Origin of the sequence: Elusimicrobium minutum Pei191 (assembly GCF_000020145.1) — a bacterium.
In the GTDB taxonomy this organism is placed as follows: Bacteria; Elusimicrobiota; Elusimicrobia; order Elusimicrobiales; family Elusimicrobiaceae; genus Elusimicrobium; species Elusimicrobium minutum.
Map to the genome: position 1 here is coordinate 800,499 of NC_010644.1, position 23,286 is coordinate 823,784.

At 39.4% G+C, this 23,286-nt stretch carries 24 protein-coding genes, 1 tRNA gene and 1 pseudogene; 16 read left to right on the forward strand and 10 right to left on the reverse strand.

Translation table 11 applies throughout. The annotated features are described in order from the left end of the window. The first annotated feature begins 189 nt into the window (after window positions 1-189). The 16 genes from pyrR (at window position 190) to EMIN_RS03810 (ending at window position 11,978) form a co-directional block, all read left to right on the forward strand. Window positions 190-729 carry a bifunctional pyr operon transcriptional regulator/uracil phosphoribosyltransferase PyrR gene (gene pyrR / locus EMIN_RS03735; protein WP_012414894.1) on the forward strand — a complete coding sequence of 180 codons (540 nt, stop codon included), beginning with the start codon at window positions 190-192 and terminating at the stop codon, window positions 727-729. Next, window positions 722-1,660: an aspartate carbamoyltransferase catalytic subunit gene (locus EMIN_RS03740; protein ID WP_012414895.1), complete on the forward strand. Its 939-nt coding sequence runs from the start codon at window positions 722-724 to the stop codon at window positions 1,658-1,660. Before pyrR ends, EMIN_RS03740 begins: the two co-directional genes overlap by 8 nt. 2 nt (window positions 1,661-1,662) lie before the next feature. Further along, a complete protein-coding gene (locus tag EMIN_RS03745) occupies window positions 1,663-2,961 on the forward strand; it encodes a dihydroorotase (RefSeq protein WP_012414896.1) in 1,299 nt (432 codons plus the stop codon). Then, complete coding sequence (locus EMIN_RS03750) at window positions 2,954-3,523, forward strand: L,D-transpeptidase family protein (protein WP_012414897.1); 570 nt, start codon at window positions 2,954-2,956, stop codon at window positions 3,521-3,523. Before EMIN_RS03745 ends, EMIN_RS03750 begins: the two co-directional genes overlap by 8 nt. A 1-nt stretch (window position 3,524) precedes the next feature. Continuing rightward, window positions 3,525-4,298 carry a dihydroorotate dehydrogenase electron transfer subunit gene (locus EMIN_RS03755; protein WP_012414898.1) on the forward strand — a complete coding sequence of 258 codons (774 nt, stop codon included), beginning with the start codon at window positions 3,525-3,527 and terminating at the stop codon, window positions 4,296-4,298. Further along, on the forward strand, window positions 4,292-5,203 hold the full coding sequence (locus EMIN_RS03760; protein ID WP_012414899.1) for a dihydroorotate dehydrogenase: 912 nt from the start codon (window positions 4,292-4,294) through the stop codon (window positions 5,201-5,203). The genes EMIN_RS03755 and EMIN_RS03760 overlap by 7 nt, the downstream gene beginning before the upstream one ends. 15 nt (window positions 5,204-5,218) lie before the next feature. After that, on the forward strand, window positions 5,219-5,923 hold the full coding sequence (gene pyrF, locus EMIN_RS03765) for an orotidine-5'-phosphate decarboxylase (RefSeq protein ID WP_012414900.1): 705 nt from the start codon (window positions 5,219-5,221) through the stop codon (window positions 5,921-5,923). Window positions 5,924-5,970: 47 nt separating this feature from the next. Next, window positions 5,971-7,029, forward strand: coding sequence for a M24 family metallopeptidase (locus EMIN_RS08225; RefSeq protein ID WP_012414901.1), 1,059 nt, complete (start codon window positions 5,971-5,973; stop codon window positions 7,027-7,029). 3 nt (window positions 7,030-7,032) lie between these two features. Next, on the forward strand, window positions 7,033-8,088 hold the full coding sequence (locus EMIN_RS03775; protein WP_012414902.1) for a M24 family metallopeptidase: 1,056 nt from the start codon (window positions 7,033-7,035) through the stop codon (window positions 8,086-8,088). A 14-nt stretch (window positions 8,089-8,102) separates the two neighbouring features. Further along, window positions 8,103-8,663: an elongation factor P gene (gene efp, locus EMIN_RS03780; protein ID WP_012414903.1), complete on the forward strand. Its 561-nt coding sequence runs from the start codon at window positions 8,103-8,105 to the stop codon at window positions 8,661-8,663. A gap of 33 nt (window positions 8,664-8,696) precedes the next feature. Beyond that, window positions 8,697-9,215: a hypothetical protein gene (locus EMIN_RS03785; RefSeq protein ID WP_012414904.1), complete on the forward strand. Its 519-nt coding sequence runs from the start codon at window positions 8,697-8,699 to the stop codon at window positions 9,213-9,215. After that, window positions 9,193-9,531 (forward strand): DUF192 domain-containing protein, encoded by a 339-nt coding sequence (locus EMIN_RS03790; protein ID WP_012414905.1) that lies wholly within the window; start codon window positions 9,193-9,195, stop codon window positions 9,529-9,531. The genes EMIN_RS03785 and EMIN_RS03790 overlap by 23 nt, the downstream gene beginning before the upstream one ends. 50 nt (window positions 9,532-9,581) lie before the next feature. Next, on the forward strand, window positions 9,582-10,310 hold the full coding sequence (locus tag EMIN_RS03795; RefSeq protein ID WP_012414906.1) for a hypothetical protein: 729 nt from the start codon (window positions 9,582-9,584) through the stop codon (window positions 10,308-10,310). Between the two features lie 9 nt (window positions 10,311-10,319). Continuing rightward, the gene (locus EMIN_RS03800; RefSeq protein WP_012414907.1) at window positions 10,320-11,051 is read left to right on the forward strand and encodes a hypothetical protein; all 732 of its coding nucleotides are present in this window, start codon (window positions 10,320-10,322) and stop codon (window positions 11,049-11,051) included. Between the two features lie 28 nt (window positions 11,052-11,079). Then, window positions 11,080-11,820 (forward strand): hypothetical protein, encoded by a 741-nt coding sequence (locus EMIN_RS03805; RefSeq protein ID WP_012414908.1) that lies wholly within the window; start codon window positions 11,080-11,082, stop codon window positions 11,818-11,820. A 74-nt stretch (window positions 11,821-11,894) separates the two neighbouring features. Next, window positions 11,895-11,978 (forward strand) — tRNA-Leu (locus EMIN_RS03810). A gap of 358 nt (window positions 11,979-12,336) precedes the next feature. Here the strand turns inward: EMIN_RS03810 and rplS are convergent. The 10 genes and pseudogenes from rplS to EMIN_RS03860 form a co-directional block, all read right to left on the reverse strand. Continuing rightward, window positions 12,337-12,663 (reverse strand): annotated as a pseudogene (rplS, locus tag EMIN_RS03815) (50S ribosomal protein L19); the annotation flags it as partial. A gap of 22 nt (window positions 12,664-12,685) precedes the next feature. Beyond that, entirely contained in the window at window positions 12,686-13,399 is a 714-nt protein-coding gene (gene trmD / locus EMIN_RS03820) for a tRNA (guanosine(37)-N1)-methyltransferase TrmD (RefSeq protein WP_012414910.1), read from the reverse strand. Beyond that, window positions 13,399-13,629, reverse strand: coding sequence for a KH domain-containing protein (locus EMIN_RS03825; protein ID WP_012414911.1), 231 nt, complete (start codon window positions 13,627-13,629; stop codon window positions 13,399-13,401). The genes trmD and EMIN_RS03825 overlap by 1 nt, the downstream gene beginning before the upstream one ends. Window positions 13,630-13,649: 20 nt before the next feature. Then, on the reverse strand, window positions 13,650-13,898 hold the full coding sequence (gene rpsP, locus EMIN_RS03830; protein WP_012414912.1) for a 30S ribosomal protein S16: 249 nt from the start codon (window positions 13,896-13,898) through the stop codon (window positions 13,650-13,652). Between the two features lie 47 nt (window positions 13,899-13,945). Then, on the reverse strand, window positions 13,946-14,626 hold the full coding sequence (rpe, locus tag EMIN_RS03835; RefSeq protein ID WP_012414913.1) for a ribulose-phosphate 3-epimerase: 681 nt from the start codon (window positions 14,624-14,626) through the stop codon (window positions 13,946-13,948). 2 nt (window positions 14,627-14,628) lie between these two features. Then, complete coding sequence (locus EMIN_RS03840) at window positions 14,629-15,633, reverse strand: PASTA domain-containing protein (protein ID WP_012414914.1); 1,005 nt, start codon at window positions 15,631-15,633, stop codon at window positions 14,629-14,631. A gap of 21 nt (window positions 15,634-15,654) precedes the next feature. After that, a complete protein-coding gene (gene fmt, locus EMIN_RS03845) occupies window positions 15,655-16,656 on the reverse strand; it encodes a methionyl-tRNA formyltransferase (protein WP_012414915.1) in 1,002 nt (333 codons plus the stop codon). Between the two features lie 71 nt (window positions 16,657-16,727). Continuing rightward, complete coding sequence (locus tag EMIN_RS03850) at window positions 16,728-21,188, reverse strand: hypothetical protein (protein ID WP_012414916.1); 4,461 nt, start codon at window positions 21,186-21,188, stop codon at window positions 16,728-16,730. Window positions 21,189-21,336: 148 nt separating this feature from the next. Then, entirely contained in the window at window positions 21,337-21,591 is a 255-nt protein-coding gene (locus EMIN_RS03855) for an SWIB/MDM2 domain-containing protein (RefSeq protein ID WP_012414917.1), read from the reverse strand. Window positions 21,592-21,681: 90 nt separating this feature from the next. Beyond that, window positions 21,682-23,286 (reverse strand): phosphoenolpyruvate carboxykinase, encoded by a 1,605-nt coding sequence (locus EMIN_RS03860; RefSeq protein WP_012414918.1) that lies wholly within the window; start codon window positions 23,284-23,286, stop codon window positions 21,682-21,684.

The window sequence follows — 23,286 nt, forward strand, 5'->3', positions numbered from 1 at the left end:
GTAAAGGGGGCTTTTATATTTTTGCTTTTTTACCGCAAATATATATATAATAAGTAAAAGCCTTTTAAATTAATCCAGTGAGGTTAAAAAAGAGCATATGCTAAAAACCGATTTTATATTTTTTACCAAAACCCGTACGCTGTAACTAGCGTTACGGGTTTTTTATTATAAGAATTTGAGGTGAACTTAATGGAAAAGTTAATTAAAGACGGTGAAGAATTAAACAGAACTTTGGACCGCATGGCGCATGAAATATTAGAAAAGCATGAAATTGACAACACTCTGGCTTTAGTCGGTATACGCACAAGGGGTATTTACATAGCCCGGCGTTTAATGGAAAAAATTAAAAAAATAACGGGTAAAGACGTGCTTTACGGGGAGCTTGATATCACCCTTTACCGCGACGACCTTAGTCAAGTGGCCGAACAACCTGTTTTAAAGGCAACTAATATACCTTTTGATATTACCGGCAAAACAATAATACTTACGGACGATGTTCTTTACACAGGCCGAACAATACGTTCCGCTTTAGCCGCTTTATCGGACTTCGGGCGCCCTTCACGTATTGAACTTGCCGTAATTGTTGACAGAGGGCACAGGGAACTTCCCATTAAAGCAGATTATGTGGGCAAAAACTTACCTACCGCCAAAACGGAAATCGTGCATATAAAACTTAAAGAATACGATGGTGAGGATTCTATAACACTTTTGGTGAAAAATAATGACTAATAAATTTGTCTGGACTAAAAAAGACCTTTTGGGTCTTGAATACTTAACCGCTGAGGAACTTTCCCATATACTTGAAACGGCAGAAGGTTTTAAAGAAGTTTCCACCCGCGACATTAAAAAGGTGCCCGCTTTAAGGGGTAAAACCGCGGCTAACTTATTTTACGAGCCTTCCACAAGAACGCGCGTAAGCTTTGAAATTGCAGAAAAAAGGTTATCCTGCGATGTTGTTAATATGGATATGAAGGCCTCAAGCGTGCTTAAAGGGGAAACCCTTGCTGACACGGGGCGCAATTTAGAAGCTTTAAAAATAGATATTTTTGTAATCCGTCACCATATGGCGGGTGCGCCAAATGTTTTAAGCCAATTTGTCAATGCCAGCGTAGTTAACGCGGGGGACGGCAAACACGAACATCCTACTCAGGCATTATTAGATATTTATACTTTAAAAGAAAAGTTTGGCTCTTTAAAGGGCCTCAATGTAAGCATTATAGGCGATATTTCGCATTCAAGGGTAGCCCGCTCAAACATATGGGGGCTTACCAAATTAGGCGCTAATGTAACGCTTTGCGCGCCTGAAATTATATTACCGCACGATTTTAAGCAATTTGGCGTAAAAATAACCAGCGATTTGGACGAGGCCCTAAAAGACGCCCATGCCATTAACGTGCTGAGAATGCAGTTTGAGCGCGATAACGCGGCCGCTTTCCCAAGCCCTTCCCAGTATTATAAACAATACGGAATAACAAAGGATCGCCTTAAAAAACATAAAAAAGACATTATTGTTATGCATCCCGGTCCTATTAACAGGGGCATAGAAATAAGTTCCGATGTGGCCGACGGCCCGAATTCCGTAATTTTAGACCAAGTTACAAACGGTATCGCCGTAAGAATGGCGGTATTATATTTAGTTTCAACGGCAAAAAGAGGGTAAATATGAAATATTTAATAAAAAACGCGCATGTGATTGACCCGGCAAATAAAATTGACGGTTTAAAAGATATTCTTATTGAAAACGGCAAAATAGCCGCTGTGGAAAATAAAATTGAGGATAACGCGGCCAAAATAATTGACGCTAAAGGCCTTACCGCCATGCCCGGATTTGTTGATATGCATACCCACTTGCGTGAACCCGGGCAAGAAGGCAAGGAAACAATTTTTACAGGCACAAAAGCTGCTTTAAAAGGCGGTTTTACAACAGTTTGCATGATGCCTAACACCAACCCCGCCATGGACAGCAAAAACAATTTAGCCATAGCGCAAGACATTATTAGAAAAACTGCTAATGTTAATGTTGAAATCATGGGCGCTATTACCAAAAACCGCGCGGGTAAAGAACTTTCTAATTTCGCCGAGCTTAAACAGGCGGGCGCCATAGCTTTGTCAGACGATGGATCAGGTGTTGAGGACGATGCTGTTATGCAGGCCGCCTTTAAAGAATCCGTTAAACAGGATATTCTTTTAATATCCCATTCGGAAGACAGCAAACTTTCAGCCGGCGGGGTTATGAATGAAGGCCTGATATCTACAAAATTAGGGCTAAAACCTATTTCAAACGCTTCAGAATATGAAATGGTTAAGCGTGAAATACAGCTTGCCAAAGGATTGGACGCGAAAATACACATAGCTCATGTTTCAACAAAAGAATCTTGCGAGATTATAGCCAAAGCAAAAAAACAGGGCGTTATGGTAACAGCCGAGGCTACTCCCCACCACTTTACGCTTACGGATAAAGCCTGCGAATCTTTTAGCGGAAACACAAAAATGAACCCGCCATTAAGAAGCGAAGCCGACGTTGAAGCCCTAAAACAAGCTTTAAAAGACGGCACCATCGATGCTATAGCGACAGACCATGCCCCTCACGCCGTGCATGAAAAGGAGGTTGAGTTTGACCTTGCTTATTTTGGCATAATAGGGTTAGAAACGGCCTTTCCTTTAGCCTATGATGTCTTAGTTAAAAGCGGTTTAATAGATATGGCGAAATTAGTTGGGCTTATGTCTTTAAACCCTTCTAAAATTTTGGGTCTTAAAAAAGGCACCTTAACCCCGGGCGCGGACGCGGATATAACCATTGTTGATTTAAACAAACAATGGGTATACAGTAAAGAAGAAGTGCAGTCGTTAAGCTGCAACAGCCCTTTTATAGGCAAAAACCTGCAGGGGTATATTGAATATACTTTTGTGGGAGGGGAGCTTAAACTTGAAAACGGAACACTAAAAGTTAAAGATGCGTAAAGAAAGGCTTATCTATATTTTTATTGTAACGTTTATTTTACTTTGCGGCGTTTTGTTTTTTGCGCTGCGCGGTAATGCGGCGGGTATTCCTTTGACAAAAGAAGAACAGGAAAATTTAAAAAAAGAGATACCCGAAAACGCCGTTATAGATAAAATAGTTATTTTAAAAGAAAAACGCATTATGGAAGTTTCCCAAAAGGAAGAACTTCTTAAAAGCTATAAAATATCTTTAGGTTTTGAGCCCAAAGGCCATAAAGAACAACAGGGCGACGGCAAAACCCCCGAAGGTATTTATAAAGTTGACGGCAAAAACCCGCATAGCCGCTATTATAAAAACTTGGGCGTTTCTTACCCTAATGACAAAGACAGGGCCGCAGCCAAAGCAAAAGGCATAAACCCTGGAGGGGATATAAAAATACACGGCATAGGCAAAGATTATTGGCATATAAAAGAAAATATTTTGGGCGACTGGACCCTTGGCTGCATAGCCGTTACCAACGCCGAAATTGATGAAATTTACAATCACACCCCTATAGGGATAACAGTGGAAATAAAACCTTAATATGAAACAAATTAAAGCGGAAGTAATTAATATATCAGAAGTAAAACCGGGCATATTTAACATACTTATGAAAGCCCCTTATATAGCTAAAAACGCTAAAGCGGGCCAGTTTGTTGAGGTGCTTTGCAACAACGGCGCTGCCAAAAACTGCACGGGCGGGCCTTTGCTGCGCCGTCCTTTCGGCGTTCATAACGCGAAAGGGGAAAATATAGAAATTTTATTTAAAGTTTTAGGCAAAGGAACTGAGTATCTTAGCCAAAAAAAAGCGGGTGATATTTTAGACGTTATAGGCCCGTTAGGCAACGGTTTTGATATTAAAGAAGGCCGCTTGGCCGTTATAGCGGGCGGCGGTATGGGCATCGCGCCTCTTTTATTTGCCGCTAAACAAACCAAAAACCCTTTAATCTTTTTAGGAGCCAGGAACGAGGCTGAACTTCCCTGCAAAGAAAAATTTGAAAACCTTGGCAAACTTATCTTAACCACGGACGATGGATCTTTGGGCGAAAAATGTTTTTTAAATATTCCTTTAGAACGTGTTTTAAAGGAAAATAAAAATGCTGTTATCTATGCCTGCGGCCCGCACCCGATGCTCAAGTGTTTAGCTGATTTAGGCGTTAAGTACGGCGTTGAGGTGCAAGTTTCTTTAGAGGAAAAAATGGCCTGCGGCATAGGCGTTTGCCAAGGTTGCCCCGTGGAACTTAAAAATAAAGACACTAAATACAAGCTTGTCTGTAAAGACGGCCCTGTATTTAACGCGGAGGACGTTGTATGGTAAAAATAAATATAGGCGGGCTTGAATTTAAAAACCCCGTTATGACAGCCAGCGGCACTTTCGCGAGCGGGAAAGAGTACTCGGAATTTGTTGATTTAAATAAATTAGGTGCGGTTGTTTGTAAAACTGTAACTTTAAACCAGCGGGACGGCAACAAGCCGCCCAGAATTGCGGACATGCCCTCAGCCATGCTTAACTCCATAGGGCTTGAAAATAAAGGGTTAGAGTATTTTATAGAAAACACACTGCCGTTTTTAAAAAACTTTGATACCAGAACAGTTGCCAGCATAGCGGGCAATAATGTTGAAGATTATACCACTTTGGCAAAACGCCTTAATGAATGCAAAGAAGTGCACGCCATAGAGGTAAATATGTCTTGCCCTAATGTTGTGCACGGGCAAAATAAAGGCCTTTTTAGCCAGGATGAAAAGACAACCTTTGAAATAATGTCGGCCGTGCGCAAAAACACAAATAAACCCATTTTCGGCAAAATATCGCCCATGGTGGCGGATATCACCGTTATAGCCAAAGCTATTGAAAGGGCCGGGGGCGACGCTGTTGCCCTAATAAACACAATTCCCGCCATGGGGGTTGATTTAAAAACCAGACGCCCCTTGCTTGGCAATATAACGGGCGGTTTAAGCGGCCCCGCCGTAAAGCCTGTGGCGTTAAAACTTGTTTGGGACGTGTATAAAGCCGTTAAAATACCCGTTATAGGCATGGGGGGTATAATGTGCGCGCAGGACGCGCTTGAATTTATACTTTGCGGAGCTACCGCCGTGCAGGTTGGCACCGGCAACTTTGTTAACCCAAAGTTAACAGAAGAAACCGCTTTGGGCATTGAAAAATATTTTAAAGAAAATAACCTTAGCGGCGTTGATGATTTAAAAGGCAAACTTAATATATAAAGAGGAATAAAAAAAATGAAACCTTATGAAAAAATAATTGTAGCGCTTGACGTTGATACAGAAAAAAAAGCTTTAGCTTTAGTAAAAAAATTAAAAAATAAAGCGGGCGTGTTTAAAATAGGCAAAGAACTTTTTACCTCAGCGGGGCCGGGTATTGTTAAAAAAGTACAAAAACTTGGCGGCAAAGTATTTTTGGACCTTAAGTTTCATGATATTCCCAACACCGTTTATAAAGCCGTGGCTTCAGCCTCAAAATTAGGCGTGTATATGATGACAATTCACACAAGCGGCGGAAGTGAAATGATGAAAGCCGCTGTAAAGGCGGCGGAAGAAAATTCCACAAAAAACAAACGCCCTATTATCTTAGGCGTTACGATTTTAACCAGTCTTGACGATAATGCCCTTGACGAAATAGGATACAAACAAGGGGCCGAAAAAATGGTTTTACACCTTGCTAAAATGGCAAAAAAAGCGGGAGTAACGGGCATAGTATCTTCGCCAAAAGAACTTAAAAAATTAAGAAAGGCCTTAGGCCCCGGCATGGTTTTGGTAACCCCGGGCATAAGGCCCGTTTGGAGCGCCGCGGGCGACCAAAAACGCATTACCACTCCAGCCGACGCGGTTAAAAACGGCGCCAGCTTTATGGTAATAGGCCGCCCCATAACAGGCGCTAAGGACCCGGCCAAAGCCGCCCAAATGATTTCCGACGAAATTAAATAGAATTTAGGAGATAAAATTGCTACACTGTATATAAGAGGATAATTCTTATGGTAAAAACAAAATTTAACCCCGAACTTATTAAAAAACTTCAAAAAGCTGTTGTGAAAAACAAATTAGACGCTTATTTTGTAACCGATTATAAGGACCAGCTTTATTTGACCGGTTTTAAATTTTACCCGCAGGAAGCTATTTTACTTGTAACTCCTAAAGAAGTTTATTGTTACACAAGAGATTTATATATTATAGAACTTGGGCAGAAAATACCCCTGTTAAAGGCTTCCGCCCCGTTAGATTACGCTTTGGCGGCAGCCGAACAGGCAAAAAAACTTAAACTTAAAAATGTGGGTTTTGATGCGGTTAAAACATATTATAATTACGGCAAAACATTTGAGAAATTCGGCTACAAACCCTCAGCCTTTACGCCGGGTGAACTACGCGAGGTTAAAGAAAAAAGCGAGCTTGACACAATGCGCAAAGCCAACCGCATAGCTTATAAAACCTATGAATATATTAAAAAATATATTAAAACCGGAATGAGCGAGTTTGAAGTAGCGGCCGAAATTGAACGTTATATGAAATCGCAGGGAGCTACAGCCTTAAGTTTTGAGTCAACAGTGTGCTTTGGCGTTAACGGTACAAACACGCACCACACCCCCACAAAAGACAAATTAAAAAATGAGCAGGCCATATTACTTGATTTCGGCTGTATTTATGATAACTACTGCTCAGATATTTCACGCAGCTGGTGGCACGGCAAAAAACCCACGGCTGAGTATAAAAAGGCCTGGAAAGCGGTTGATGACGCCAGAAAAGCCGGGATAAAAGCGGCTAAACCCGGTATTACCGGTAAAGAGCTTGACCTTGTTCCTAGAAATGTAATTGAAAAAGCAGGTTTTGGCAAATATTTTATACACAGGACAGGCCACGGCATAGGCATGCAGGCGCATGAAGACCCTAACGTGGAACCGCAAAATAACAGGAAATTTGTTGCTAACAACGTAATAACAATTGAGCCCGGTATTTATTACACAGGTCATTTTGGCATACGTATAGAAGATACTGTTGTTGTCACACCTAAAGGCGGCGTAATTCTTACAAAGAAATAATTTATGGCAGATTACAAAGTAAAAATAAAAACGTTTTTAAAAACTTTAAAACAATGCGAAATTGAAGGATATATAACCACTAACGTTATTGATATGCAATATTTTTGCGCGCGCCCTTTCCAGCCAAGCGAAAGAAGCGTGCTTTTAATAACGCCTAAACACTTCATGATATTCGCCCGCCCGCTTGCTTTTAATGCTATTAAAGAAAGCGTTAAGGAAGCTAAGGTTGTAATGGCCGAAGATATTTCAGCAATAGCAGCGGCGGCTGAGTTTGTTATTAAAAACAAAATTAAAAATATTTGTTTTGACCAAGATAAAGAGCTGTTTTCAGCGGGGCAGATTTTCCAAAAAGCGGGTATAAAGCCCGAACTTGCCGTTACCAATACGGTAAGAATGGTAAAAAATAAAGAAGAAATTAAAAATATCCGCAAAGCCTGCCAAATAGCTTATAACGCTTTTCTTTATATAAAACCCAGGATTAAAACGAGTATGACAGAGCTTGAAGCGGCCTCAATGCTTGAAAATTATATGAAATCACAAGGAGCGAGCGGCGTTTCTTTTGACACAATTATGGCTTTTGGCAAAAACAGCGCTGACCCGCATCACGCCACTGATACGACTAAGCTTAAAAATGAGGATGTGATTTTGGTAGATTTCGGCTGTATTTACAAAGGCTACTGCTCTGACATTACAAGAACCTGGTGGCACGGCAAAAAACCGGCGGCAGAATTTACAAAAGTTTGGAATATTGTCGAACGGGCCAGAAAAGAGGGTGTAAAAAAAGTTCGCCCCAACATGAGCGCGCGTAACGCCGATAAAATATGCCGTGATATTATTGAAACGGCTTCTTACGGCCCGCTTATACATTCAACAGGGCATGGCGTGGGGATGAATTTGCATGAGTCGCCCTTTCTTAACCCTCCTTCACAGGAAATACTTAAAAAGGGTAATGTTTTTACTATAGAACCGGGCATTTATATACCCGGCAAATTCGGAGTACGCCTTGAGGATACCGTTGAACTTACGGCAAAAGGCGCGAATATTTTAACTAAAAAATAAGTAGAGGAAAAATAATGATAAGCACAACAGACTTTAAAGAAGGTTTAATTTTTGAAAATGAAAACGGGGAGATTGTTGAAATCGTAGATTACCAACATCACCGTAAAAGCCAGGCCAGAGCCGTTGTAAGAGTCAAATTAAGAAAGCTAGGTAGCGGATCATATGTTGAAACAAGCTATCGCCCCGAAGATAAATTTAAAGAAGTCAGTGTTGAAAAAAGGCCTTTTATGTATCTATATTCCGAAGGCGATATGGCGCATTTTATGAACAATGAATCTTATGACCAGGTTGCCGTGCCTTTAGACAAACTTGAAAACCAGAGAAAATATTTAATTGAAAATATGGAATGCACGGGCTTGTATATTAATGACCAGTTGTTTGATATTGTGCTTCCTATTAAAGTTGTTTTAACCATTAAATCAACAGTGCCCGGCGTAAAAGGCGATACTGTTTCAAACTTAACCAAAGAAGCGGAACTTGAAACGGGCGTAACAATAAAAGTGCCTTTATTTATTAACGAAGGCGACAAAGTTATTATGGACACCCGCTATTGCACCTACGTTGAAAGAGCATAAGCAATAAGTTGAACCTTTTTTACGTTTTATAATATGGGATATTTAAAGTTTTTAAGGTGTGCTTTTTTACTATTATTTTTAGCAGTAAACTCGCACGCCTTAAATATTGAAAATTTTACTTTAACCGACGGTATGGGAAAGTTTGATTTCGGCAAGTTTGAAATATTAAACCTTGAACTGGTTAACGGCGTGCTTGAAATGCCTTTAGAGCGTGATGAATATAAAAATATCACCGTTTTAGATAAAAATTTTCTCAGTGTTTTAAGTTCTTGTTTTAAAGATAATAAATCTTGTGAAAACACGGGTAAAACAAACAAAGAAATTAAAACGGAAATTTTAGATATAAGACAGGCCGGCAAGATATTTTTAGCAGAAATAAGTTTTGATTCCCGGCTTCTTGTTACGTTTACGGTAACTGAAAACAAAGGCGTTGTGCGGGTAAGACGCCCGTCGGACTTTAAGTTTAAAGACAGCAGGTTTGAGCGTTACTTAAAAAACTTAATAAGGCAATCTTATAAGGACATTAAAAATGAAAGCGGTAAACCAAAATAATAATTTCCTTTTAGCCGATAATGTTGAAGTCGCGGCAGCAATTTTTGACCGTATGAAAGGGCTTTTAGGTAAAAAAGATATACCTCAAGGGTACGGACTTCTTATTAAAAAATGTAATAGTATTCATATGTTTTTTATGCGCTTTGCCATAGACGCTGTTTTTTTAAGCAAAGAGGGGGAGGTTTTGCACATACTTCAAAATTTTAAACCCTGGCGTATAAGCAAGGTTGTTTTTGGGGCATCCTCCGCGTTGGAACTGCCAGCCGGAACTATTGGTAACAATGTAAAAAAGGGCGATTTTATAGTTTTTAAATAGATTTTAATTTTTTTGGTATTTTAACCGCATTATTTATATAATTATTATATATGAAAAAGATTTTTATTATTTTAAATTTAATTTTGGTATTTTCTATCAATGCGTTTTGTAAGGCAAGTTATGACGATTTTGCCGCAAACGTTACAAAAGATAATCTTAAATACTTCGCAAAAGACATAGGCGGGTTAATAGGTTCTAGCACATTTACCACAGGCCGCGTTTTGGGGTGGGGCGGCTTTCAGGTGGGGCCGCGCGCCAGCATGTGGTTTGAACCGCATAAAAACAACACCGCGCTGGGCGGCCCTAAAAACGTCGGCTCCATGGTTATGCCGTGGATTCAGGCCGATATAGGAATGCCATTTCGTATAGACGGATTCATAAGGGCAGGCTCTTACAACGGACTTACGGCGGCGGGCGGCGGCTTGAGATGGGGTATATTAAGACCCGTCCAAAATGAATGGTCTTTCCAAACAATGATAGTGCTTGCGGCCAATGCCGGAGTGGCGGACAGTTTTTCCGTAGCGCACTACCAGGGCGCTTTAGTTCTTTCAATGACAATGAAACATTTTACACCTTATATATCGGCAGGCGTCGATTCTACAAAAGTAACAATTCAACATGAGGGCAACGCTCTTAACGGCACCCATGAAACTGTGTTTACGCCAAGATATACGGCCGGGCTTAATTTTAAACTTCCGCTTTATTTAGATTTAAGTTTGGCGGGCAACTGGGCAAATTACGGTCCGGGCGCGGAAGCCAGTTTCAGCTTAAGATTTTAAGGAGTTTGTATGTCTCAGGCGTGGACTATATTCTTCAAAGAACGCTTTAAAAAATATTTTTTAACAGCGTTTATTTTTTTGCTCGCGTGGTATATTATAAAGACACTTCCATACTTCTTGCACATAAAATCCATATTTCCGGACCAGTCGCCTTTATCAATACAAGTTTTTAAAATATTTATATTCTTTTTTTATCTTTTTTTAGATTTTATTTTATGGGTTTGCGTTGTTAATATATATAACGGCGAGTTTAATTTAAAAGCAGTTAAGGAAACCGTTAAAAAACACTATTGGTTTTTTATATCGCTTTTAGCTATAAAACTGCTGATTTTTTTTAATAACACAATAACACAACATTTTTTTTATTCCATCGCCGCCGGTAATGAAATAGGTAAAGCGGTTTATGTATTGCAAATTTCAAGCGTTATAGCGGGTTTTTTATCTCTTATAAAATTTTTTATAATAGGCTGGTTTTTGGCTTTACACAATAGTTTTATGGCATTTTTTCAATCGGTAAAACATAATTTTACGGCTTTATTTAGACCTGCTTTAATTTTTGTAATACTGGTTGTTTTAATAAATATAGCCCAGCAGCTTTTATTTTTAATATTAAGCAGAGCGGGCGTTGTTACTGCTAACGCCTCAACAGCACAGTTAATATTGTCTGAAACAATTTTCTTTGCTACTTATGTAGGTATGACTGCGGCAGTGTTTATAACGCTTTCTTACGCAAAAGAATAAGCGTTAATTAAAAGGAGAAGAAGGGTTTATGGAAAAAACTTGGAATGTAACATTTAAGGCTCATTTCAGAAGGAACTTTTTTACCGCGTTTGCTTTCTTGCTTGTTTGGTATGTAGGCGCGCAAACAATTTTAACAGCTTTGGAAGCGCCGGCTAAAAGAATTGTTTCCACATCTTTTGCAGCTTGGGGCATGACGCTTTTTGCCGCATTTTTTATTACACTGTTTTCTTATATCTTTTGGATAGGCGCAGTGCTTATTTATGACAGCAAATTTAAATTAAGTGATTTTGTGGAAAATTTTCATAAGCATTATTGGTTTTTTATTTCCTTGTTAGGATTACAGCTTGTTTACGCATTAGTTATACAAATTTCTTTTTTCAGCGGAGACCCGGGGTCAGATTATTTTCTTATAACTCTTATAGTAACCGCGGTAGGAGCTTTGGTAGCGCTTTTAAGGAATTTGGTGATAGGTGTTTTTTTTGTGGGGTATGAGACCGATGTTGAAATGCCTAATGAAATAAAAACCTGTTTTACCCAAAATCTTAAGCCCATAGCGGTGTTTTTTATTTTAACCATAGTTATAAGCGTTATAGAAACATTTCTGACATTTTTTGCGCAAGATATGTTAGTTAAATATTTCATTTCAACGCCTGACGCTTACGCAGTAAAATTCACACAGCTTATTTTAGGTTTTATATCACAGGCTTTAATGCTTTTAGCCTTGTTTGTATCAATGCCTTTTATAAAAATAAAAGGGAAAAATATTTAAAATAAATTTAAAGCAGTTTCAATTTTCAGATAAAAAACGCCGCTGTTTTAACAATATGGTAAAATAGATTTATCGGGCGGGTGGCGGAACTGGCAGACGCGTACGTCTCAGAAGCGTATGACCTAACGGTCTTAAGGGTTCAAGTCCCTTTCCGCCCAATAAAAAAGATGCTTCTTTATGGGAGCATCTTTTTTTTATATATAAAATAAAATTAAATTAAGGATAAAAAACCGGTAAGATTTATACAAATAAAACAATTTAACGCTTTTTTATTCTGCCGGATTATAATTAAATCTGCTATTTTGGGACACGGGGCCGGGGGCAGTGTCCCAAAATATAGAGTATATTACTCTTAAAAAAACAAACTCCGCTTTAATTTTAAAGCGGAGTTTGTTTTTTAATTTCTTTAAACTGCAGTTATTTAGCTTCTGTTGTTTCTTCAACAGCCACAACAGCTTCAGCTTCAGTTTGGGCGCCTTCTTTGTCCATAGCTTGTGTGCTTCTGGGCATAGCAATTTCTTTAAGTCTTGCAGCTTTACCTTTAAGATCTTTAAGAAAGTTGAGTTTGGCTCTTCTGACTTTGCCTCTTTTAAGAATTTCAATTTTTTCCACTCTGGGCGAATGTACAGGAAAAATTCTTTCAACGCCTACACCGAAAGAGATTTTGCGCACTGTAAATGTTTCGCTGATACCGCTGCCCTTTCTGGCAATGACAACGCCGTCAAATGCCTGTAATCTTTCGTTATCGCCTTCAACAACTTTTACCATTACTTTAACCGTATCGCCGGGTTGAAAATCAACCACATTGGTTTTAAGGTCATGTTTTATGTCATTTATATTCATAACAACTTTTATCTCCTAAACATTACTTTGCCTTTTTTGCCTTAAGAGAGGTTCTCTTTTCAGAGGTTGGCAGCAAATCAGGTCTAAATTTTTTTGTAATTTTTACAGCTTCTTTTTGTTTCCAAGTTTCAATTTCTTTATGGTTTCCGCTCAAAAGCACCGCCGGCACCCTTTTCCTTCGCCAAACCTCAGGTCTGGTATATTGGGGGGGTTCAAGAAGGTTGTTTTCAAAACTTTCCAACTCTGTTACCCCTGATTTTTTAAATACGCCCGGCAAAAGCCTTGTGATAGCGTCTATCATAACCACAGCGGCGCTTTCACCGCCGGTCAGGATAAAATCACCTAAAGAAACTTCTAAATCAAATTCGGGGTATATTCTCGCGTCAACGCCCTCATAATGACCACAAACAAAAATCAAATGCTTTTTCAAGCTGAGTTTTTTTGCCAGTGTTTGATTAAAAACTTTACCGCGGGGACTTGTGTAAATAACTACACTGCCTTTTTTCCTAAGCTTTTTAATAGCTTGGTAAAGTGGTTCAGCCTTCATCAGCATCCCCGCTCCGCCGCCGTAAACTCTGTCGTCAATAGACTTATGTTTATCTTTAACAAAATCCCTGGGATTGCAAAACCCCAGATTCAGTATTTTTTCTTTTCTTGCCCTGCCCGGTATGCTTTGGCCTAAAGGCCCGTCAACAATGTCGGGAAAGGGAGTCACAACATCTATTTTAATAGACATTAGTCCTCTATTTTCAAAAATACTTTTTTATTCTGTTTTGAAGCCGCAGCGCTGAGTACCGTGCGCACGGCTTTAATAATACAACCGTCTTTACCTATAACCTTGCCTTTGTCGGCCGGGTCAACTTTAGTGGTCAAGTAAATTTTGTCCTGCTCTTCCCTTTCTTCCATTACAATGCTTTCGCCGTTAACGGCAAGGGCTTTAAGCAGATACAGTGCCATATCCTTCATAAAAAACCTCCGTAATGGTTTTATTTAGCGGAAGCTTTTTTTGCAAGTGCCGCCACTGTCGGAGAAGCTTTTGCACCCACTTTAACCCAATAATCATATCTTTCTTGATTAAGTTTAATCTGATCTGCTGCTTTAGCATTGCAGGGGTTGTAATGACCTACAACTTCTTTAGCTTCGGAGCCTACTGCGCTCTTTTTTTCGATAGCTACAATTCTGTACTGCGGTTGCTGCTTTTTACCAACTCTTTGTAATCTAAGTACTACTGCCATTGTTTTGTTCTCCTAAAGCGTTCCTAGCAGAGGGCTGCGGCGGAACTTTATTTAATTATATCTTTCAAATCTTTTACGGCTTGCCCCGGGTCTTTAGCGGCGAAAACCGCGTTACCTGCTACTAAAGCGTCCGCCCCGGCAATTACCGCCGGCTTGGCTGTTTCCATATTTATCCCGCCGTCAACTTCAACCCAGGCTAAACATTTTTTGTCTTTCAAAATTTGCCTTACTTTAATAATATTTTGCCTGCCTTCTTCCATGAAAGCCTGCCCGCCGAAACCGGGTTGAACCGTCATAACAAGAATTAAATCCGTATATTCCAAAAAAGGAATAATTTTTTGAGCGTCGGTATCGGGCTTAATTGATATGCCCGCGCTTAAACCAAGCTCTTTAATTGATTTAAGCATATCAAGAGTATTGTCCTCGCTCTCAATATGCACAGTAATATTATCAGCCCCGGCTTTCGCGAAAGGCTTTATAAAAGCACCAGGATATTTTACCATTAAATGGACATCCAGGGGAAGGGGTGATTTTGCAGAGAGGCTTTTACATACTGCCGGACCAAAGCTTAAATTAGGCACAAAATGTCCGTCCATAATATCTAAATGAAGCCAGTCCGCTCCGGCGGAAGCCACTTCCAAAACCTGTTCGCCAAGGCGCCACATATCTGCCGATAAAACGGACGGCGCTACGGCTGTTTTCCCATTAGGTTTTGGCATTTTGGACATAATTATTTTACCTCTCTTTCTCGCACTAATATGCCGTTTACGTAAATTCTTATTTTAGATTCGCTGCCGTAAGGTACGTCCATATCTATTTTGGAACCGGGTGTTTTTGTTTCATTAATAATATCTTTTTCGCCGTCTTTATCAATTAACACAACTCTTACGTGACTTGAGTTTTTACCTTGCGGAAGTTCATAATGAAGCCTGTATGTTTTTTCCTCGCCTTCAACTTTGCGCCTGCTTACCGTGATATAAACGGTTGAACCTCTTTTAAGTTCACTGTCTGCGATGGGTGATTGTTCTGTAATAGTCCCGTTGGGGAAAGCAGATTTTGGGTCGTCCTTAATTTCAACTTCAATATCGTTTGAACTTGCCCAGCGGGTTAATTCAAAAAGTTTTTTAAGCCTGAATTCGGGTATTAAAATAACGTCTGCGGGGGGAGGCCCGTTTGAAATAATAAGGCTTACTACGGAGCCTTTTCTCACCATAGAATCAACTTTAGGAGTTTGGTCAATAACGGAGCCTTTTTCATATTCATTTGAATAAGCGTTATCCGTATTTCCGGTCATTAGGCCGTTTTGGCGCACGTAAAGCTGCGCGTTTCTAAGTGTCATGCCGATAAGGTTTGGCATGGCAAACTCTTCTTCAGTAGCGCTGACCCAAACTCTTATAATACGGCCTTCTCTTACAACAGAGCCTTGTGAGGGGATTTGTCTTACAACAGAACCGGGCGCCGCATCGGGCGATATTTCCTCACCCGCTTTTTTCATAGCTAAATTGCTCGCCGCCAAAAGGTCAAGCGCTTCTGATATTTTTTTACTAGTTAAATCCGGCACGGGAACTTCCTTTCTTGTATGAATAAGCGCGTCCAAAGCCCAGTCTACGGACACATAAATAAGGCCGGCGAAAAAAATAAGCGTTACCGCTATAAAAGCTATTTTCCTGTTAGGCCTTTTGGCTTTATTTTTACTTTTTTTATTTGCTACTTCATTAAAAAATTCGTTTGACATTAAAGTTCCTATACAATGGGTTTAATAAAAAATTACATCCCCCGGTTTTATTTTATGCCCGTTTGCGAACGAGGCGGCAGTCATATCTTTTTTACCTGCGGGCCGCACAATATCTATATATATACAGCTGTCATAACATTTTACTAATATTCTGCCGTCATTTTCAATAGAAACAACCGAACCCCGGGGCATATTTGGCGGGCATTGTTTGTTCTTTTCGAGCAAAGAGGCTTTTATAATTTGAAGTAAATCCTCTTTACCGTTAATTTTGGTAATAACTTTAGCGTGCGGACCGCAGGCTAACCCGCGGACGCGGTTAAAAAATGTTTCCGCGCCAAAATTATTAAAATCCAAAATGGTGTCTTCTTTCTTTATCATAGGAGCGTAAGTGGGAAGAGGCAGTTCTTCCTTAAACATTGAGCCGTCTTCCTGCGGGGTAAAAATGTTTTTTGTCTGTGGTATTTTTACTATTTGCCCCAGTCTTATATACTCAATAACGTCTTCTAACAAAATGCCGCCTAAAGAAATAAGCTTTGTAAAAAGGGTTTTTGCGTCCTCAGAGGGAAGAATATCCGTTTCTTTATAAGCGAAGACAGGGCCGGTATCCATGCCTTTATCAATCCAAAAAGCGGTTACTCCGGTTTTTGTTTCACCTGCAAAAAGTGTGTGCTGCACAGGCGCCGCCCCGCGGAATTTGGGAAGTAAAGAAAAATGGATATTAACTATACCCAGTTTGGGTATATCAATAATATGTTGCTTTAAAATTTGCCCGTAAGCTACGGCTATGCCGTAATCGGCCCCGGCGGCCTTAAGGTCTGCCTCAATATCGGTAATTTTTTCGGGTGAAAGTACTTTTAGTCCCATTTTAAGGGCCGTTTCTTTAACGGGGCATGGGGTTATAACCATACCGCGCCCTCTGGGCCTGTCAGGCTGGGTAACAACCAAAACAACCTCAGTATAACGGTTTAAAATTTCTAAATAAGGTACGGCAACTTCCGGTGTGCCGAAAAATATGGTTTTCATATTTATATTTTACCAATTTAGGAGACAAAAAAGCCCCGTCTTGTTAAACAGGGCTTTTTTTGAAAAATTTATTAATCAAAAGCGGAGAAATCTTTACGCTTACTTACTCCAGAAAATTTATTTTTGCTGTTTAAATCATTAAGATACTCATAAAGCCAGTTGTTAAATTGTTTTGTGTTGTTTAAATCAAAAGTATCAAAAGTAATTTTTTTATCTTTATCAAAAACAAGAATTCTGTCTTCTCTTTTAGGCATTTCAATGCTGAAAGAAAAATTACCTACTACAAAGCTCTTTGTTTCTCTGTCAAAAACAGCTTTAGATATATGGAAATGCCAGTTGTGAAAATCTTGAATCTCATGGTTAGAGAAAATAAAAGTGTCTCTATGTATTTTTTGGTCCAAATCATACATAATTGTAACTTTGTCTGATTTAGCATGAAGGATAACCGTTGTATATTTGCCTTTGTATAAAGAATCGCGCATAACTTTCTTAACAAATTCAGGGAATTCATTATATTTAAAAAGGCCTACTTTAACCTCATACTCAAGTGCGGGCGCCTGAAATTTCTTATATTCAAAAAATGTTTGTTTTGGCGTGAATTTAAAAAAAGGCATTAAACCAGACGCAGCTTTTATTTGAAATCCCGTTGCTTTTGCCAGTTTAAGATGCTCCGCTACTTCCGCCTGAATTTCCGTTTGGTCTTTTATTTTTGTCGTTAATTTTAACTGGCTGTCTTTAAGATATTTTATGCTTTCATTAAATTGTTTTTGCCATAATTGGTCTTTTTTATTAGCGGAAAAATCATTTAGAAAATATTTAAAGTTTGCAAGCGGTATGCTTTCTTTATCCACAAGGTTCAATTGTTGGGTCAGATAGGGCGCAAGGCCTTCTTCCCCTTTAGAAAAATCATAAGGGGTAAAACTAGTATTTTTAATTTCAACAGTGTTGTTTCTGTTAAGTGCTATAGCTTTTTCAAGCGTGCCGCCTTTAAAGAGCGCGGGATTCACACGTTTTTTAATTTTCAACGTTCTCTTCTCTTCTATTACGCCTTCCGCCTCAAGCCTTTTTTTATACTGGTTTAATATATTTAAATCTATATCGGCGGCAGGATACGCTTCCGGGATAAAATCCAATAACGTAAGAACAAGTTTAGAATTATCATTCCTGTGCAAGCGAAGGCCTTTAAATATATGTCCGTTATAAACGCCGTTTATATTAAGCTCTTTTATCAGATTTTCAATATCTTGCCATTCATGGATTTTTATGGGATTATCCTTAAAAGATTTGCTTATCGGTAAATCTAAAAGTGTTTCACCCTCTCTGGAAGGAGCAGTAAGTATAACTCCGGTAATTTCTGTTATGCCGCTTTCTTTAACCGCCAAAGCTTCCGCCTTGTCAAGCTGCGCTTTAATGTTTTCAGGCAGATAAGCGGTGTTAAAAGACATTATTTTAGGGAAAACAAAATCAATATTTTTATATTTCCTGAAAACGCCGAAATCTTTTAATCTTGCGATTGTTTTTAAACCCGTTATTGTTTCTTTTGAGGCAAGCTGGAAATCAACTTTTGTCTGCCCGCCAGAAAGCCCCCACACGTTAGAGTAATTATCGTAAGCGATAACATTAGTAATATCTTTATAAGTATTTTGGTTTGTATAATCTTTACTTTCAGCTAAAGGATTGTTTTCAACGTTAATAAAAACCATGTTTTTTGGATGTTCCAAAAAGCCGTATCTCATATAATACATTTCAATGGTTTTAAGGTCTTCTTTATCGTTTGAGGGTTTTTTCTTCAAAGCGGGATTGGCGTTTTCCTGAAAATCGGCTGAAAAATGAACAAGGCGCATAGTGGCGGGGTCTCTTTTGAGAATAAGGTTATGGAAGGTATCTCCGTTTACATATCCTTTGGAGTTAATAAAAGCATAGTAATTTTCAATACTTTCCCATTCCCGCCTTGTTATCGGTTTGCCAAGAAGCATCTGCATATTGCGTTCTATTGCTTCTTTAGTATAAATTTTATTTCCTTTAAAATTTATTTGTGGGTCAAAACCTCCAGAATTAACGGCTTTTGTTAAAACCGGAATATTACCGTAACGCCAAGCGTTGGAGCCTTTTTTAAATTTAGCGTACTCGGAGTTAATTTGCTGTATTAAGGGCTGGGGCAGTTTATTTAAATCGCCTTTATAAACCGAAGGTGTTAATATATCAATATCTTTAAAACTTTCAAAAGATTTATTTTTTTGAAGTTCGTTTAAAGCTATTAAAGTTTTAATTTCTTTTTCATCGGTAACCTTAAGGTAAAATTTTGTTTCGCCGTTTTCTTTAAGCAGCCATAAGGGCCTTAATTTTTGGTCATGCTGCGCTATTTCAGTTATTTGGCTAAGATCGGCCTCGGGAGCAAAATTTAACTCGGTTATCGCGTTGCCGCCACCCGCGGAATAAAAAGAAAGGGTTGTTAATTCTTTATTTTTTGCGGAAGCGTTAGTGTTTTTTTGGTTAAAAACATTTTTTATAGAATTAATAAAAGAGAGAACCGTAGGTTCGGGTTTAATTTCTTTGGCCTCTTTTTCTGTGCTTTTATTAGGATTTACAGTTATTTCTTCAATATTTCCTTGTTGCCTGCTGTCTAATATTTCATTTAATTCTTTTTGCTGTTCCTGCGTAAGTTGAAAAAAATTCTCCATCAGTCTTTGGCTTATTAATCCGTTCCTGGCGTTTGCCAGCTCTTCTTCCAAACTCTTTTCTATTATAGGCTTTTCTTCTTTATTATTTAAAATCTTTAGGGCCGCCATTATCCCTGCGGAGGTACCGCCAATAATTTTATTGCTTTGGCTTAATATGGGTTTGGCCGCCTCACTGACGGAGCCAGCCGCCGCTTTGCCTGTATTGCCGCCTGCCATGTTAGCCAAATCTTTTGTTATTTGTAAATTGGGGATAACTTGCTCAACCGTAGGTCTTAGCCTCGTTTTTGGCTTGGTTAATACCGCCGTATTTGTATTGTTCTTAGCTACGGGAACATCGGGTCTTAACATAGGCTGCCTGGCAGGCCCCCTTGTTATATACTCAACAGGCATTTTTGCCAAATCTTGCGCTACACCCGCCTGCGGGATTACCTGGGACTTAGGCAACTGTTTTCCGCCACCGTAAGCTCTTGCAGTTAAACCATCACCGTTCTGAATAGCTCTTCCGAATTTAGGTAAGGTCTTTATCTGTCCCATTGCATAAAACTCGCCTACGCTTACACCCCTGGCTTTAGCTATATACTTTATCTTGTTATAATGCTTTAATATCACAGCCCCGTTCTTTAAAGCCCCTAATACAGGGCCTATATACCACAAAGCCGCGAATATAACTAATTCCTGCCCTATGGCATCCATTATTTCTTTATTTACTTTCCTGGGGTCCGGCCCGATTGGGGGAACTACAGCGCATTTATTTTTGTCTTTTTCAGATCTTATTATACCGTCTTTACCTGTCCCGTAAGCGTATGCCAAGATTTGCCTGAATTTCCAGTCTTCCTGCGCGCTTAAACCAAAGTCAACATTACAATATAAAAATTCTAAATTAGCTTTATTGGCGGCTCTTTCTTCTTTAGTTAAATCAGAGACATAAGCTAAATTAATATTAGCGTAAGTAAATGTCGGCATGCTTGCCCCGCTAAAAGCATATTGTCTTAACAAGCCCCAACCCGGTTTACCCAAACTGTACAGCGCGTTCATCGCAGCTATCTGTACGGCTCCTTTTGTTAAACCGCTTTTTATGTTGCCGGCAAAGTTTCGTTCTTCATTTAATATGGTTTTTACGGCCTCCGATAATTCCGCCGTTCCGCCTAAAGAGTATATGGCGGGTATTACGCCCTCAATTACCGCAGCCTTTGAATACTGATTGCCGTAATCATTTTTTAAAGCGGCTTTTAATAACACTAAATAATGTTTTTGTTCGGGAATTTTTTCACTTCTTTTTTTATCCGACGGCGTTTGAGATTCCTTTACCTCAGCATAGTATCGGTATTTACTAAAGCCTAAACCCATAGCGCTTAAAGCGGCTAATTTACACTCTGTACTTTCACACTTTTGCGTGCGGACTAATATCTCTTCAAATCTTAAATAAGCTTTTTCCGCATCCTGGGCTGTTACCGCGCCGGAAGCCAACTGGTTTACCAAAGCGCCGGCGCCTATAGCGCGGACATGCAGGTTTTCTTTGTTATCTAAAAAATTAAGTAAAGCTTTGTTTAACATGTTAGTTTTATGGTAAAACCCGGCGGAGTCTCCCGCCTCTAACGCTTTTTCTATATCTAAGGTAAGAATTTCTATGATTTTTTCCGATAAACTTATTTGGCCCGAATATCTGGCGATTTCCGTCTTTAATTTTAACTGCTGTTCTATATTTACACGCGTATTGTCCTGCCTGGCCGCTTCTATTCTGTTTTCCAAAGCTATACCATTTAGCACCTGGGATAAGGCTTCCGCAGGGGCGCAGTTTACAAACATTGTTGTGATTAATATTAAACTCAGCGGTTTTTTTATCATATTCATTATGATAATTATTTACATAGAGATAAAAAAGGGCCATAAGACCTAAATATTATAGTTTTTGGGCCTACATTTAAATAGGTCCTTACTGTAAAATAAAAAACCCGTTATTTTGTAAATAACGGGTTTTTTAAAACTTTGCAAAATAAGCTTATTTCAAATGGCTGCTGATATATTTGCTCATTTCAAACATGCTGATTTGAGCTTTGCCGTTGAAAATTACTTTAAGTTTGTCATCAGCGTTAATCATTCTTTTGTTCTTTGCGTCCTGAAGGTTATGTTTTTTAATATAATCCCACATTTTTTTAACAACTTCTGTTCTGGGAAGGGGGTTAGAACCTACGATCGCAGCAAGTTCTGCGCTAGGTGTTAAAGGTGCCATAAATTTTGCGTTTGCTTTTGCCATATGTTTAAGTCTCCTGTGTTTTTATTTCTTAATATTGTAAATTAAATGCAGCGGTCAATCCAGCCAACCGCTGCACTTGATATATACATTCTAGTTAACTTTGGGCGCCGCCGCAAGTATTTCTTTGGAAACGCCGTCCTCAAATTTCTTAAAATTATCAACAAAAGAGCGGGCTAACGCCTTATATTTTTTGTTGTAATCTTCTTTATCCTTCCAGAGGTTGGAAGGAGTTAGTATTTCCGAAGGTATGCCTTCGCACTCTTCGGGTACCTGAAAACCGAAAACAGGGTCAGTATTAAATTTAACTTTTGCCAATTTTCCACTTAAAGCGCTGTTAAGAAGCGCCCTTGTGTATTTAATGCTGATTCTGCTTCCCACACCGTAAGGGCCGCCTGTCCAGCCTGTGTTAACAAGCCAGCAGTCAGCTTTATGTTCTTTTATCTTTTTCATCAAAAGATCTGCGTATTTGGAAGGGTGAAGCGGCATAAAAGGCCCGCCAAAACAGGTTGAGAACGTGCTTTGCGGCTCTTTAACGCCTTTTTCCGTACCCGCCACTCTCGCCGTATAGCCTGAAATAAAGTGGTAAACAGCCTGCTCCGGCGAGAGTTTGGAAATAGGCGGCATAACGCCAAAAGCGTCCGCCGTTAAGAAAATAATGTTTTTAGGATGCGGCCCTTTTTTTGATTCAACAGCGTTATCAATAAAGTTAAGGGGGTAACATGCCCTGGTGTTTTCGGTAAGAGCGTCGCTGTCTAAATCAAGCGCGCCCGTGTTTTTGTCAAAAACAACGTTTTCAAGCACAGTGCCGAAACGCTGTGTTGTTGAATATATTTGGGGTTCGGCTTCCTCGGAAAGTTTGATAACTTTAGCGTAACAGCCGCCTTCAAAGTTAAAAATGCCCCTGTCGTCCCAGCCGTGTTCGTCGTCGCCTATTAAACCGCGGGTAATATCGGCCGAAAGCGTTGTTTTACCCGTGCCCGAAAGGCCGAAAAATAAAGCGCTGTCTCCATCTTTGCCCACATTGGCCGAGCAGTGCATGGTTAAAATACCTTTTAAAGGTAAAAAGTAGTTCATAGCGGTAAAAATACATTTTTTATTTTCGCCTGCGTATTCTGTTCCCGCAATAAGAACAATTTTCTTTTTAAAGTTAACCAAAACAGCCGTTTCGGACCTTGTGCCGTCATCCGCGGGGTTTGCCTGCATTTTCGGAAGGCAGAAAACCGTAAACTGCGGTTTAAAGCCTTTTAACTCTTCTTTAGCGGGCTCTATAAACATGTTTTTAACAAACAGGTTTTGCCAGGCCATTGTACTTATTAAACGTATATTCATGCGTGATTGTTCGTCCGCCCCTACATAAGCGTCACGCACAAATAATTCTTTATCTTCAGCGTATTTAAGGGCTTTGGCGTAAAGTTTTTCAAAGTTTTCCTCGCTTATCGCTTTATTGCCCTTGCTCCACCAAATATTATCTTTAACATCGTTTGTTTCAACAAAAAATCTATCCTCCGGGGAACGGCCCGTATGCTTACCGGTTTCAACGCAAATAGGCCCGCCGGCTACAATATTTCCTTCCTCTCTTTTTAAGGCTTCCTCATATAAAGCGGGGGTAGAAAGGTTCCAGTAAACGGTTTTGTTCGTTTTTATGCCAAGTGATTCCAAGCCAAAATCAGGTTTAAATAAATCAGGTTTTCTCAT

What these genes read in the sequence shown, in the direction of transcription:
- pyrR (WP_012414894.1), top strand. Translation starts at nt 190, where the DNA reads ATGGAAAAGTTAATTAAAGACGGTGAAGAATTAAACAGAACTTTGGAC.
- EMIN_RS03740 (WP_012414895.1), top strand. Translation starts at nt 722, where the DNA reads ATGACTAATAAATTTGTCTGGACTAAAAAAGACCTTTTGGGTCTTGAA.
- EMIN_RS03745 (WP_012414896.1), top strand. Translation starts at nt 1,663, where the DNA reads ATGAAATATTTAATAAAAAACGCGCATGTGATTGACCCGGCAAATAAA.
- EMIN_RS03750 (WP_012414897.1), top strand. Translation starts at nt 2,954, where the DNA reads ATGCGTAAAGAAAGGCTTATCTATATTTTTATTGTAACGTTTATTTTA.
- EMIN_RS03755 (WP_012414898.1), top strand. Translation starts at nt 3,525, where the DNA reads ATGAAACAAATTAAAGCGGAAGTAATTAATATATCAGAAGTAAAACCG.
- EMIN_RS03760 (WP_012414899.1), top strand. Translation starts at nt 4,292, where the DNA reads ATGGTAAAAATAAATATAGGCGGGCTTGAATTTAAAAACCCCGTTATG.
- pyrF (WP_012414900.1), top strand. Translation starts at nt 5,219, where the DNA reads ATGAAACCTTATGAAAAAATAATTGTAGCGCTTGACGTTGATACAGAA.
- EMIN_RS08225 (WP_012414901.1), top strand. Translation starts at nt 5,971, where the DNA reads ATGGTAAAAACAAAATTTAACCCCGAACTTATTAAAAAACTTCAAAAA.
- EMIN_RS03775 (WP_012414902.1), top strand. Translation starts at nt 7,033, where the DNA reads ATGGCAGATTACAAAGTAAAAATAAAAACGTTTTTAAAAACTTTAAAA.
- efp (WP_012414903.1), top strand. Translation starts at nt 8,103, where the DNA reads ATGATAAGCACAACAGACTTTAAAGAAGGTTTAATTTTTGAAAATGAA.
- EMIN_RS03785 (WP_012414904.1), top strand. Translation starts at nt 8,697, where the DNA reads ATGGGATATTTAAAGTTTTTAAGGTGTGCTTTTTTACTATTATTTTTA.
- EMIN_RS03790 (WP_012414905.1), top strand. Translation starts at nt 9,193, where the DNA reads ATGAAAGCGGTAAACCAAAATAATAATTTCCTTTTAGCCGATAATGTT.
- EMIN_RS03795 (WP_012414906.1), top strand. Translation starts at nt 9,582, where the DNA reads ATGAAAAAGATTTTTATTATTTTAAATTTAATTTTGGTATTTTCTATC.
- EMIN_RS03800 (WP_012414907.1), top strand. Translation starts at nt 10,320, where the DNA reads ATGTCTCAGGCGTGGACTATATTCTTCAAAGAACGCTTTAAAAAATAT.
- EMIN_RS03805 (WP_012414908.1), top strand. Translation starts at nt 11,080, where the DNA reads ATGGAAAAAACTTGGAATGTAACATTTAAGGCTCATTTCAGAAGGAAC.
- trmD (WP_012414910.1), bottom strand. Translation starts at nt 13,399, where the DNA reads ATGTCTATTAAAATAGATGTTGTGACTCCCTTTCCCGACATTGTTGAC.
- EMIN_RS03825 (WP_012414911.1), bottom strand. Translation starts at nt 13,629, where the DNA reads ATGAAGGATATGGCACTGTATCTGCTTAAAGCCCTTGCCGTTAACGGC.
- rpsP (WP_012414912.1), bottom strand. Translation starts at nt 13,898, where the DNA reads ATGGCAGTAGTACTTAGATTACAAAGAGTTGGTAAAAAGCAGCAACCG.
- rpe (WP_012414913.1), bottom strand. Translation starts at nt 14,626, where the DNA reads ATGTCCAAAATGCCAAAACCTAATGGGAAAACAGCCGTAGCGCCGTCC.
- EMIN_RS03840 (WP_012414914.1), bottom strand. Translation starts at nt 15,633, where the DNA reads ATGTCAAACGAATTTTTTAATGAAGTAGCAAATAAAAAAAGTAAAAAT.
- fmt (WP_012414915.1), bottom strand. Translation starts at nt 16,656, where the DNA reads ATGAAAACCATATTTTTCGGCACACCGGAAGTTGCCGTACCTTATTTA.
- EMIN_RS03850 (WP_012414916.1), bottom strand. Translation starts at nt 21,188, where the DNA reads ATGAATATGATAAAAAAACCGCTGAGTTTAATATTAATCACAACAATG.
- EMIN_RS03855 (WP_012414917.1), bottom strand. Translation starts at nt 21,591, where the DNA reads ATGGCAAAAGCAAACGCAAAATTTATGGCACCTTTAACACCTAGCGCA.
- EMIN_RS03860 (WP_012414918.1), bottom strand. Translation starts at nt 23,286, where the DNA reads ATGAGAAAACCTGATTTATTTAAACCTGATTTTGGCTTGGAATCACTT.